7 protein-coding genes and 1 pseudogene are annotated in these 12,146 nt (G+C 70.1%); 3 read left to right on the forward strand and 5 right to left on the reverse strand.

Features of this window, described 5'->3' with window-relative positions; translation table 11 throughout:
• Positions 1–317: 317 nt before the first annotated feature.
• The 4 genes from ACFWV8_RS12325 to ACFWV8_RS12340 all read right to left on the reverse strand — a co-directional run bounded on the left by ACFWV8_RS12325 (position 318) and on the right by ACFWV8_RS12340 (position 7,860).
• Positions 318–4,418, reverse strand: a complete 4,101-nt coding sequence (locus ACFWV8_RS12325; protein ID WP_384200221.1) for an Rne/Rng family ribonuclease — start codon at positions 4,416–4,418, stop codon at positions 318–320.
• A gap of 238 nt (positions 4,419–4,656) precedes the next feature.
• Positions 4,657–5,439 (reverse strand): TIGR03936 family radical SAM-associated protein, encoded by a 783-nt coding sequence (locus ACFWV8_RS12330; protein ID WP_384200223.1) that lies wholly within the window; start codon positions 5,437–5,439, stop codon positions 4,657–4,659.
• Positions 5,440–5,569: 130 nt separating this feature from the next.
• On the reverse strand, positions 5,570–6,517 hold the full coding sequence (locus ACFWV8_RS12335) for a hypothetical protein (RefSeq protein ID WP_384200225.1): 948 nt from the start codon (positions 6,515–6,517) through the stop codon (positions 5,570–5,572).
• A gap of 1,073 nt (positions 6,518–7,590) precedes the next feature.
• The gene (locus ACFWV8_RS12340; RefSeq protein ID WP_384200327.1) at positions 7,591–7,860 is read right to left on the reverse strand and encodes a hypothetical protein; all 270 of its coding nucleotides are present in this window, start codon (positions 7,858–7,860) and stop codon (positions 7,591–7,593) included.
• A gap of 867 nt (positions 7,861–8,727) precedes the next feature.
• On the opposite strand from ACFWV8_RS12340, the pseudogene ACFWV8_RS12345 reads away from it, so the two are divergent.
• From ACFWV8_RS12345 to ACFWV8_RS12355, 3 genes and pseudogenes are all read left to right on the forward strand, one after another.
• Positions 8,728–9,393: pseudogene (locus ACFWV8_RS12345) on the forward strand (2-oxoacid:acceptor oxidoreductase family protein); the annotation flags it as partial.
• A 106-nt stretch (positions 9,394–9,499) separates the two neighbouring features.
• Complete coding sequence (locus tag ACFWV8_RS12350) at positions 9,500–10,099, forward strand: DUF6537 domain-containing protein (RefSeq protein WP_384200323.1); 600 nt, start codon at positions 9,500–9,502, stop codon at positions 10,097–10,099.
• Between the two features lie 118 nt (positions 10,100–10,217).
• Positions 10,218–10,838 carry a cysteine hydrolase family protein gene (locus ACFWV8_RS12355; RefSeq protein ID WP_384200325.1) on the forward strand — a complete coding sequence of 207 codons (621 nt, stop codon included), beginning with the start codon at positions 10,218–10,220 and terminating at the stop codon, positions 10,836–10,838.
• A 541-nt stretch (positions 10,839–11,379) separates the two neighbouring features.
• On the opposite strand, the gene ACFWV8_RS12360 is transcribed toward ACFWV8_RS12355, so the two are convergent.
• Positions 11,380–12,144, reverse strand: coding sequence for a GntR family transcriptional regulator (locus ACFWV8_RS12360; RefSeq protein ID WP_384200227.1), 765 nt, complete (start codon positions 12,142–12,144; stop codon positions 11,380–11,382).
• Between the last annotated feature and the right edge of the window lie 2 nt (positions 12,145–12,146).

Genomic DNA, 12,146 nt, shown 5'->3' on the forward strand with positions numbered 1-12,146 from the left:
GAGGCCAGGAGTGCAGCGCGCGTCTCATGAGGCCGCGTGTACCCCTACGGCGCGATGGCCGACGCCCTGCCGAGGAATGTGTGGGACAGCTGTCCCTGTACGGGCCGTCCCCGACCGCAGGTTCCGGGCGGGGACTGTCGTCGGCGGGGACCGCCAGTCACATTATCAGGGATTTCCGACAGAATTTCTGGCCTGTTAACCGTTAACCGCACCAATCACATCAACCATGAAACAAAAGACCCGTGCCCCGCCGCTGGATTCCCAGGGCGGGGCACGGGTCGTTCAACTGGCGGTCACCAAAGGTTCAGCTCACGCGCTCAGCCATCCGTGGGTACCGACACGGCGGAGGCCGATTCACGCTCGGCCGCCGATGTCTTCTTGGCCGCGGACTTCGAGGCCGCCTTCTTCGTGGTGGTCTTCTTGGCAGCGGTCTTCTTCGCCGCCGTCTTCTTCGTGGCCGCCTTCTTGGCCGTGGCCTTCTTGGCGGTCTTCTTCGCGGCGGTCTTCTTGACCGGAGCCGAGGAATCCGCGTCGTCGGCGTGGCCGTCGTCGGACTGGTCGGCGGGCGCGGCGGTCTCCGCCGCCGAGTCCGAGTCCACGACAACGACGGCCGCCTCCTCGGCGCCCGCCGGCGAACCGGCCGGAGCCGACGCCTTACGGGTCGCCCGGCGACGGGCACGCAGCGGCGCCGTATCTTCTTCGGCAGACGTGGCGGTCGTGTCGGTGGCGGTCGTGTCGGTGGCGCCCTCGGACCGTACGGCCTCCGGCTCCGCCGCGACGGGCGGCGCCGACGGCTCGACCACGACCTCGGCCGCCTGCTCCAACGCCTCGTCCGACCCGGCCGTCCGCGGCGAACCGGCCGGGGCCGACGCCTTACGGGTGGCCCGGCGACGAGCACGCGGCGGGGCCGCCTCCGGGGCGGCCTCCGCCACGACCGGCTCGGGCTCGGCCACCGGCACGGACGAAGCGACCGGGGCCGGCACCTCCGCCGGCTCCTCGGCCCTGGCCTTCGGCGCGGGCTCCGTCGACCTCGGCGAACCGGCCGGAGCCGACGCCTTGCGCGACGCCCGGCGCCGCGAACGCCCGCCACGGGCGGCCGTCTCGGCCTCCGCGACGCTGCTGTAGAGCTCCTCGTCGGGCACGAACTCCGGCGCGGGCAGCGCGACCGGGGCGGCGGCCTCCGCCGCCACCTCGGCCTCGGACTCGGTCTCCGCGTCCGTCAGGACGTCGGCAGCCGTCTCGTGCTCGTGGTCATGGCTCTGGTCCTGGTCCGCGCCCGACCCGCCGCGGCGCTTCTTAGCGCGCTTGCCGCCACCGCCGCCGTTGCCGGTCGGCTGCTCCATGTGGACGATCACGCCACGCCCGTTGCAGTGGACGCAGGTCTCGGAGAACGACTCCAGCAGGCCCTGGCCCACCCGCTTACGGGTCATCTGGACCAGGCCGAGCGAGGTGACTTCGGCGACCTGATGCTTCGTACGGTCCCGGCCCAGGCACTCCAGCAGCCGCCGCAGCACCAGATCCCGGTTCGATTCGAGGACCATGTCGATGAAGTCGATGACGACGATGCCGCCGAGGTCGCGCAACCGCAGCTGACGCACGATCTCCTCGGCCGCCTCCAGGTTGTTCCTGGTGACGGTCTCCTCCAGGTTGCCGCCCTGGCCGGTGAACTTCCCGGTGTTGACGTCGACCACGATCATGGCCTCGGTCTTGTCGATCACCAGCGAACCGCCGCTGGGCAGCCAGACCTTGCGGTCCAGCGCCTTCATCAGCTGCTCGTCGATCCGGTACGTCGCGAAGACGTCGACCTCGCTGGTCCAGCGGTTCAGCCGGTCGGCCAGGTCGGGCGCCACGTGCTCCACGTAACCGTGGATGGTCTGCCACGCCTCGTCACCGCTGACGATGACCTTGGTGAAGTCCTCGTTGAAGATGTCGCGCACGACCCGGACGGTCATGTCCGGCTCACCGTAGAGAAGGGTCGGGGCGTTGCCGCTCTTCGCCTTCTTCTGGATGTCCTCCCACTGCGACTGGAGGCGCTCGACGTCGCGGCGCAGCTCGTCCTCGCTCGCGCCCTCGGCGGCCGTACGGACGATGACGCCCGCGTCCTCGGGGACGATCTTCTTCAGGATGGTCTTCAGCCGGGCCCGCTCGGTGTCGGGGAGCTTGCGGCTGATGCCGGTCATCGAGCCCTCGGGGACGTACACGAGGTAACGGCCGGGGAGCGAGACCTGGCTGGTGAGGCGCGCGCCCTTGTGGCCGATCGGGTCCTTCGTCACCTGGACGAGGACCGACTGTCCTGACTTGAGCGCGGTCTCGATACGGCGGGGGCCGCCCGCCATGCCCAGCGCCTCGAAGTTGACCTCGCCGGCGTACAGGACGGCGTTGCGCCCCTTGCCGATGTCGACGAACGCGGCCTCCATGGAAGGCAGTACGTTCTGCACCTTGCCCAGGTAGACATTGCCGACGTAGCTGGTGGCCTGCTCCTTGTTGACGTAGTGCTCGACGAGCACGTTGTCCTCAAGGACGCCGATCTGGGTGCGCTCGCCGTGCTGCCGGACGACCATCACACGCTCGACGGCCTCACGGCGCGCCAGGAACTCGGCCTCCGTGATGATCGGCACGCGGCGGCGGCCCTGCTCGCGGCCCTCGCGGCGGCGCTGCTTCTTCGCTTCGAGACGGGTCGAGCCCTTGATGGACTGGACCTCGTCCACGCCCGTACCGGGCTCGGTCTCCTTCGTACGGCGCTCGCGCGGCTCGCGGACCTTGACGACCGTACGCTCCGGGTCGTCGCCGCCGTTGTTCTCGCTGTCGGAGCCACCGTCGGCGCTGCGACGGCGCCTGCGGCGACGCCGCCGGCTGCTGCTGCTTCCGCCGCCCGACTGGCCTGCGGAGTCGTCGTCGCCGTCGTGCTCGTCGGAGTCGGCGCTCTCGGCGGTGTCGGCGGCGCTCTCCGCGGAGCGGTCCTCGTCATCGGTGTGCTCGTCCGACTGCTCGTCGGCCTCGGCGGATTCACCGCGGCGACGGCGACGGCCGCCCCGGCGGCGGCGCCGTGAGGGACGGTCGAACTCGTCGGAGTCCTCGGATTCGGATTCGGACTCGTCGCCCTCGGCGGACTGCTCGGCATCCCGCTCGTCGTCGGCGTCCCGCTCGGCGGCGGAGGCCGGGGCGGGCGCGGGCTCGGCCGCTTCGGCGGACTCGCCACGGCGACGGCGACGGCGGCGGCCCGAGGGCTCGGGGGCGGGCGCGGGCTCGACCGTGGTCTCGTCCTCGATGTCGAGGTCGTCGTCGTCCTCGATGTCGATGGCGGCGGCCATCGCGGCGGCCGTCTCGGGGGTCTGGAACATCGGCTCGGCGAAGACCGGCGCCTGGAAAACGGCCACGGCGGGCCGGGTGGCGCGCCGACGCGACCGCTCGGGTGCCTCGGTCTCGGTGTCCTTCGCGGCGGACGGCGCGGAGCCGTTGCGCTGCTCGGCCTTCCTGGCGGCCCTGGGCTCGGCCTTCGGCTCCGCCTTGGGCTCGTCGGCGGTCTCCGGCGAACCGCCGGTCCTGCGCCGCGAGCGGCCACGGGTGGCGGCCGTCTCGGCGGCCTCGACCTGCGCCTCGTCGGCGGTGATCTGGGTGACGGCGTTCTCGGGGAGGGTCTCGCCCTGCGCGATCTCGTCGTCGGCGTCGGCCTCGACGGGCCGGGGGGTGGTGGCCGGCGCGGTCACCTTGCGGGTGGCGCGGCGGCGCGTACGCGGCGGGGCCGCTTCCTCGGCGACGGCCTCGGGCTCGGTCTCGGTCTCGGCGACCGGCTCGGGGGCGGCCTCGGCGGGAGCGGCGACCTTACGGGTCGCACGGCGCCGGGCACGCGGCGGCGCGGGCTCATCGGCGGCGGCGACAGGCTCGGCGACGGCCTCGGGGGCGGCGGGCTCGACAACAGGTTCGATCACCGGCTCGGCGACCGTCTCGGCCGGAGCGGCGACCTTACGGGTCGCGCGGCGGCGCGTACGCGGCGGCGCGGGCTCATCGGCGACCGGCGCGGTCTCGGGCTGCGGCTCGGCGACGGGCGCGGGCTCAGGAGCGGCCTCGGCCACGGGCTCGACGACCGGCTCCGGCGCGCTCTCGGCGGGCGCCGCGACCTTACGGGTCGCACGCCGCCGGGCACGCGGCGGCGCGGCCTCATCAGCGGCGGCCTCGGCCCGGACCGCGTCCGTGCCACTGCCGGCGTCCGTACCACTGCCGGCGTCCGCGCCGGCTGCCGCTGAGTCGTCCGTCACGTTCGCCGTGACCTTCGCCCCCTCGGCGGCCTCGGCCGCCGCCGACGGCGGCCCCGCCGGACGCGACGCGGCGCGGCGCCTGCGGCGCGGCGGCAGTGTGTCGCTGGGGCTGTTCAGTTCTTCTTCGGTCTCCCGGGTCGTACCGGGTTCGTTCTGGGACATGCGGGCGGTTCTCCCGTCACGCTCCCGGGCGCCACGCCTTGATCCGGTCCGGCCGCGGCCCGCGCTGAGGCGCGATTGCCGCCGTCCGGGGCGCGGGCGCCGCACAGGAGCTGTTATGTCTGGGTCGCCGGTTCCGTACGTACGCGTTGCACGTACGGCCTGGCGAAAGTCTTCGTGGTCAGCGCGCCGCCCGACCCAGGTGGCTCCCGAGTACAAGGGCCGCGCTACAACAACCGTCCTACGCGGAAATCGCACCTTCAGGCGCCTTCGCGGCGGCGGGTCCGGCGGCCGTGGATGGGCCTGCCGTGACTGCCTCGCGGTCGGGCGCGAGCGGGTCGGTCACCGTTCCGGACTCCTCGTCGAAGAGCCCCTGCGCCAGCCTGGTCACCGCTGCGGGGACCGGCGGCGCCAGGTCGGCCACAGCTCGGAGACCGGAAAGGACGTCGTCGGGTCGAACGGCGGGTGTCACGTGCCGAACAACCAGCCGCAGTATCGCACAGCGCTCCCCCTGCGGCCTATCGGCCTGTGGAGGAAGGGTCCGCAGGTCGACGACGGGCTCCCGGGCGTCGAAGGTCCGCATGCCGTTCTTCGCACGACGCTCGACCTCCACCACCTCGGCGGCGAGGAAAGCGGCCACCGCGCGGTCGGCCTCCTCGTACGCCACCCCGTCGAGCCGCAGCTCCCACTCGGAGGCGGTGAGCCGGTCGGCGAGACCCGAGGTACGGGCCTCGACGGCGTCGATGATGTCGAGCCCGGTGGGCAGCGACTCGTCGAGCAGTTCGCGCAGTGTGTGGGGGTCGCGCGGTGCCGCGAGGGCGATCTCCAGATACTCGGCCTCGCTGCCCGTGCCGGTGGGTGCGGCATTGGCGTAGGACACCTTCGGGTGCGGGGTGAAGCCCGCCGAGTACGCCATGGGGACGTCGGCGCGGCGCAGGGCCCGCTCAAAGGCGCGCTGGAAATCGCGGTGGCTGGTGAACCGGAGGCGGCCACGCTTGGTGTAACGCAGTCTGATGCGCTGCACCGCCGGCGCGGGCGGGGGGCCTTCGGGCTGTCGCTTGCCCAGTGGTTCTTCTCCTCGGTGCGGGGTGCGCGCGGTGGCGCACACCCTCGGACGCGCGGCCGACCGGGCGGTCGGCCCCGGAAAACCCGGCTCACACCTGCTTACGCAGGCAGATCTCGGGTGCGGGTACCACGCCGGGGACGGTTGTTGTACCTCCCAGCGTACGCGCCCCGTCGAGTGACGCCTTCACAGGCTCGGCCGGGCGCGGAGCCCCGACCAGGGCGCGCCAGGCGTCGCGGCGGGCCTGCCGGACCGTGTGGCCCGCGGAGCGCAGCGCGCTCCCGACCGCCCGGCCCGTCTCGACGGCGGCCTTCTTGGCCGGGGCCCAGACGTGGTCGCGGACCATGTGCCCGACCGGTGTGCAGACGGTGCGGTAGATCCAGCTCACCGGCTGTCCGACCAGGACCCACGCCAGCCATTTCAGCGCCCGGCCGATCGCGCGCGAGATCTGTCCGGCGATCCGCCAGGCGACGCAGATGGCGTCGGCGATCTCGCGTCCTACGGGGGTGAGGAAGGCGCGGTAGAACCAGCCGAGCGGGGCGACCACCAGGGTGACGACGAGCCAGACGAGGCCGTGGCCGACGGGCGTGAGCAGCGTCTCGTAGACCCAGGAACAGACGAAGGCGATGCCGTGGCCGACAGGGGTGAGGACCGTCTCGTACAACCACACCAGCGGCACCACCAACCCGTACCGCACCACAGGCACCACCACATACCGCCACAGCACCACCCACGGCCACACGAACAGCACCTTGCCCAGGAACCCCAGCACCACGCCCAGCACACGCCCGACCGGGGCGAGCAGCGTCTTGTACGCCCACGAGCAGGCCAGTGCGATACCCCGCCCGACCGGCGTCAGCACGGAGCGGTACACCACCCTGGCGCCGGCGGCGAGCAGGTCCCAGACCATCCGCACGGGGACGACGAGAACGAGCACGACGATCCGGACCGGGATCCGGATGGCCGTGGTCAGACAGCCCTCACCCGGCTCGAACCGTTCGGGTGTCCGCGGCCGGGCCGGCGTCTTGTCCAGATCCATGCCTCCGATGACGCCGCCGGTGCCTGCCCGGATCCCGAATCGGCCGCCCGAGTCGCGTTCGTGCCCGATTCGAGACAGTGGCCGGGAGCCGCGCGCCGAGCCGGGACCGGCGCGGTTGATCAAGCGTCTGCCTCGCTCCGTACACATACCGCGCCGCGTCTGTCAGTTGTCGCCCGCGAACCGTCAGCACACCGAAGCAAACCGCTCGAAAGTGGCTCATCGCGATCACCGAATGACTGTCCGTAATGGATCTAGTGCGATGAGTGACGAACTCCGTACGGTCAAAGCGGCATCAACGCCGTACACATGGAGAATTCGTGACCCGTTTCCGTAAGCGCCTGACCCTGCTGGGCTCGGCCGCCGCTCTCGTCGCCGGGGCGGTCGCGACTCCGGCAAGTGGGTGGAGGGCGTCTTCACCCGGGTCCCCGACCAACCGGCCCTCGTCCACCCCAACGCCAACAGCGAGCTGTCTCCGGCCCGACAGCCGGAGGCAGCTCCGGCGGCCTACTTCCCCTGACCCGCGGGCTGCGCCACCGTCAGCGGCAGCAGCTTCTTGCCCGTCGGGCCGATCTGGATGTCGAGGTCGAGTTGCGGCCAAACATCAACTCCACAATCCACGAGAATCTTCCCTGGTCAGAGCGTTATGGGAGCTGATCTATTTGCCAACGACGGTAGACAGCGGACGCCTCTCACGCCTCGAGACACTCAGGGACCCCGCACACTCCGCAACCTTCGTGGCCTTGTCACGCAACCCGTTGTCAGAAGCATCTATGAAGGACAGCCGCGTCGTCTCGCTCTCTCTAACGAGAGAAGCGCCACCGCTGTAATCATTGTTTCCGAACTGTCCGGGGTACCGCACCCCCGGCCGGGTCCTGACTGCGTGAGGCGTAGTGGAAGCCAGTGAGCGTAAGGACCTTGTCCCGGTCACCGGTGAGGGTGTCGGGGCAGGCGCGGACGATGGCACGCAGTCCGTCGACGTCGGCGCCCCGTCGTCGCGCTGCATGTAGCCGAGCATCGTGGGCGAAGTACACGGGTTGGTTTCCCCTCCGGTCGGGACGCGAGCCGACGGGGTGTCATGTCATCCTCACCGACGCCGTCACCGTGCAGCGCCCGCCCGGATGCCCTACCCGCTGGAGTCCGAGACGGTTCGGGAGTTCGCTGAAGGCCTCGAAGCCGTGGTCGTCGTCGAGGAGAAACGCGCGTTCCTCGAGATCGCGCTCCGTGACCTGCTCTACGGCTCGCAGCAGGCACCACAGGTCCTGGGCAAGAACGATGCCACGGGCGCTGAGCTGTTTCCCGCTTTTGGCGAACTGGACGCCGACCTGATCGCGGGGCGTCTGCACCGGGCCCTCGACGTGTGGGGCATCGACTGCGGCCCCAACCCGGACCAGCGGCCCCAGAGCACCGCCGGCCGCACACAACTGCCGCTGGCCACTCGAGCGCCGTACTTCTGCTCCGGTTGTCCACACAACAGCTCGACCAAGCCGGTCGGCGGATCACTGACCGGAGCCGGAATCGGCTGCCACGCGATGGTCCTTCTCATGCCCGAGTCCCAGGTGGGCGAGGTGACCGGACTCAGCCAGATGGGCGGCGAGGGCCTCCAGTGGATCGGAATGGCACCTTTCGTCGACCGGCGCCACTACGTGCAGAACCTTGGAGACGGCACCTTCGACCACTCCGGCTCACTGGCCATCCGAGCGGCCGTTGCGGCCGGAGTGAACGTCACCTACAAGCTGCTCTTCAACTCAGCGGTCGCCATGACTGGCGGTCAGCGAGCTGTGGGGGCCATGGACGTGCCGCGTATCGTCGATGTCCTGCTCGCCGAGCGGGTTGCCCGAGTGCTGGTCACGACCGAAGACCTCAAACGCTACCGGCGAGTCCGGTTGCCCCGGGGCGTGGAGGTCTGGGACCGATCCCGGCTCGACGAGGCTCAGAGGCTGCTCGCTTCCGTCCCTGGTGTGACGGTACTCATTCACGACCAGGAGTGCGCCGTGGAGAAGCGGCGGCGCCGTCGCCGCGGGAAGGACGCGCCGCCGCAGACCCGCGTCTTCATTAACGAGCGCGTGTGCGAGGGGTGCGGTGACTGCGGAGGGAAGTCCAACTGCCTCTCCGTGCAGCCCGTGGCCACGACGTTCGGGCGCAAGACCCGGATCCACCAAGGATCATGCAACACCGATCTGACCTGCTTGGAGGGCGACTGCCCCGCGTTCATGACTGTCTCGGTGCCCCGCGCGGGCACAGTCGGGATACCCGAGGTTCTCGCGGGGGGTTCGCTCCCGGCGCCGCCGCCGGAGGAGTCGAGGGACGGGATCGGGATCCGGCTCACGGGCATCGGGGGAACCGGTGTAGTGACCGTCTCGCAGATCTTGGCCACGGCCGGGCGACTGGCCGGATACACGGTGCGCTCCCTCGACCAAACCGGGTTGGCCCAGAAGGGCGGCGCGGTCGTATCCGATGTACGCCTCAGCCGAGGTGCGGGAACCAGCAACAAACTCGGGGCCGGCGAGTGCGACCTGTACCTCGGGTGTGATCTGCTAGTCGCCGCCGATCCAGCCAACCTCCGCGTCGTCTCGCCCGGACGCACCACCACCGTTGTGTCCACTAGTGAAGTGCCCACCGGAGTCATGGTGAGTGACCCCTCGGTGTCGTTCCCGGACGTTGGGGCGCTGGTCGCCGGGATCGAGTCGGAGGTTCACGCGATTCGGACCCTGGACGCGCGGGCGCTCGCCCGTGGACTGTTCGGAGACGACCAGTACGCCAACATCTTCATGGTCGGCGTCAGCTACCAGGCTGGGGCGCTCCCGCTGCCGAGTGAGGCGATCGAGCAGGCCATCGAACTCAACGGGGCGGCGGTGGAGACAAACCTTCAGGCCTTTCGCTGGGGAAGGCGGTTCGTGATCGAGCCCAGGGCGGTGAAGGTCGCTGCCGGCCGGCGGACTGCGGCCGGGCGCCGCTGCGTCGACGCCGGTACTGGCCGAGGAACTGGTCGCGTACCAGAACCGCGCCTATGCGAGCCGCTTCACCCGGACCGTGGAAGCAGTATCCCGACGCGAGGAGCAAGTGGCTCCTGGTTCTCGTCTGCTCACCGACACCGTCGCTCGCAACCTGTTCAAACTGATGGCCTACAAGGACGAGTACGAGGTGGCCCGCCTCTGCTCGCGCCCCGGCCTGGCCGACGAGCTCGCCGCCGAGTTCGGCCCTGGGTCCCGTGCCGTATGGCGGCTCCACCCGCCCATGTTCCGAGCGCTGGGCGTCGAACGCAAGATCTCTCTCGGGCCTTGGTTCCGGCCCGTCTTCCGTGCGCTGTACGCGGCCCGAGTGGTCCGCGGCACACCATTCGATCCGTTCGGCCGCGCCCACGTGCGCAGGGTCGAGCGCGCCCTGCTCACCGAGTACGAGGCGCTCGTGCTGAAACTCGTAGGTGGACTCAGGAACGAGAACGTGGAACTGGCGGCGGAGGTTGCCGCACTCCCAGACTTGGTCCGGGGCTACGAAGAGGTCAAACTGACCAACGTGGAGAGCTACCGAGCTGCCCTCGAAACAGGTCTGGCCAAGTTCGAGATGTCCGTACGTACCCTGTGAGGCCGGCACCGTGGTGGCCCTGGCCGGGCAGAGCGCACAATGTCGTGGCCCGTTCTTGATTGTCCGGACTGATTAGGCGGTTCCTCATGAGCACACCCCTCAACAGGGCGTGGATCTGATGGCGGGGCGCCAGGCCCTGCTGGTCGGCGATTACCAGACAGGGATCACGGGTGCGTTCGACTTCTGCGCACCTGTTCTGCCGACGGTCGCCCGACTGGTCGAAGGCGCGCGAGAGAAGGACATCTTCCTGGTATTCTGTGTGGCTGCCCTTCGAGAATCGGGCGTCGACCTGTCGCCGCGCAACCGCGTCATGAACCAGTTCTTCCCGCTCGGTCAGGTCTTCCATGAAGGGGGCCCTGGCCCGCAAGTCGATCCGAGGCTGTCTCCGCAGCGAGACGAGCCGATCGTCACCAAGCGCAGGGCGAGTGCGTTTCACGGAAGCGAGCTCGACCTGGTACTGCGGTCGAACAATGTCACCCATCTTGCTATCGGCGGGGTCGCGACGAGCGCGATGGTCCTGGCCACGACGCTGGCGGCCCTGGACCTCGACTACGACGTCACCGTGATCGGAGACTGCTGCGTCGACCCGGAACCCGCCGTGCACGACTTCCTGCTGCAGCGTGTTCTCCCGGCTCGCGGCGCCGTCGTTGTGGACTCTGACGATTGGCTGGCACTGCTGCCGCGGAGCGGTGCGGGCGGTGGACGCCAAGGGCCCGCAGAGCATCGCACGTCGTCTTGATCCTGCTGTCGGAGTCGCCGCTCCGGGCGCGAACGCGAGCCCCGAGGGCCCCGGGCGGGCACGATGGCGTGCGGTTCGAGCAGTCGCCTGATCCTCGGCGGGGTGCGGTGCGTGGCGGTCCTGCTGCTGAAAACACGGCGAGGGGTTCGGCAACCAGGTGGACGCGCAGGTGGAACACGGCCGCGAGGATCGTCTCGGAAGGTCGAGCCGAGGTGAGCGTCCGCGCCTGACGACGCCGTCCGACGACAAGGTCCCGGCTTGCCGCCGGCGTCGGGACGGCCGCGCATGGTCTGGGGCGCAGGGCGTGGTTCCCGTCGTCCGGAAGACGTGGCGTGTCAGAGGCAGAGCCGCCGTCTCCGCGCCGGCGACGGCGACTCCGGTCGGGCAGGTGTCGAGTTCGGCCATGACACGCGGGCCCGTGCGGGTCGCCGGTCGCGGCGAAGCACCGCCCAGCCAGGCACATGATGGTGCTGGACACATCACCGTACCTGTGCCCCACCCACATCCAACGGCGGCGTCCTCGCGGGTCGGGCGGCCGAGCTCAGCGCTTCACGATGGTGGAGTCGATAACCGACGGGATCTCCATCAAGGCGGCGATGATCTCTTCTCCCCCTTCGGTGGTACGCCGCAGCATGTGCTGGTAGGCCGCGTCGGGATCGCCTTCGCGGATCGCGCGTGCGATCGCCGAGCGTTGGTCGACCCGATCGCGCGACCAGCTGATCTCTCCGAGACAGAGCCGCAGCACATGCTCGAGACCGTCCAACAGTTCAACGATCGTTTGGGCCAGTCGGTCGTTACCGCACGCGTTCGCAATGATCGACTGGAACTCGAAGTGGCCGCGCAGGTACCGATCCACACCTTCTTTGTCGCTCGCGTAGGGGTGCGCCAGCTCGATGTCGGACAGTTCGGTCAGTCGCCGGGCGAGGCCGTCACTCACGCGCCTCCGGGCAGCCAGCTCGGCGGCTTTCGGCTCCAGAATGGACCGGAGCTGGCAGAGGTCCCGCGTCGACCTCAAGGTGACGGGTGTGACCACGTACCCGGCCCGAGGCGCCGGTGCGACCAATCCGTCGTGATGAAGGCGAACAAGAGCTTCGCGCACAGGAGTCTTACTCACGCCGAACTCGGCAGCGAGCATGGACTCTGTGAAGCGGTCACCGGGGCGCAGTTCGAGTTCCAGGATCCGCCGCCGAAGGGTGCGATAGGAGGACTCGGTCTGGTTGGCTGTCGGCGACGCGGGCTTGAGGAGCGCTGGCAGGTGCCGAAGTGTTCCGACGTCGAAAGGGGAGGGGTCGGGGTCTGCTCTCACTC

Origin of the sequence: Streptomyces sp. NPDC058665 (genome assembly GCF_042714995.1) — a bacterium.
In the GTDB taxonomy this organism is placed as follows: Bacteria; Actinomycetota; Actinomycetes; order Streptomycetales; family Streptomycetaceae; genus Streptomyces.

What these genes read in the sequence shown, in the direction of transcription:
- ACFWV8_RS12325 (WP_384200221.1), bottom strand. Translation starts at nt 4,418, where the DNA reads ATGTCCCAGAACGAACCCGGTACGACCCGGGAGACCGAAGAAGAACTG.
- ACFWV8_RS12335 (WP_384200225.1), bottom strand. Translation starts at nt 6,517, where the DNA reads ATGGATCTGGACAAGACGCCGGCCCGGCCGCGGACACCCGAACGGTTC.
- ACFWV8_RS12355 (WP_384200325.1), top strand. Translation starts at nt 10,218, where the DNA reads ATGGCGGGGCGCCAGGCCCTGCTGGTCGGCGATTACCAGACAGGGATC.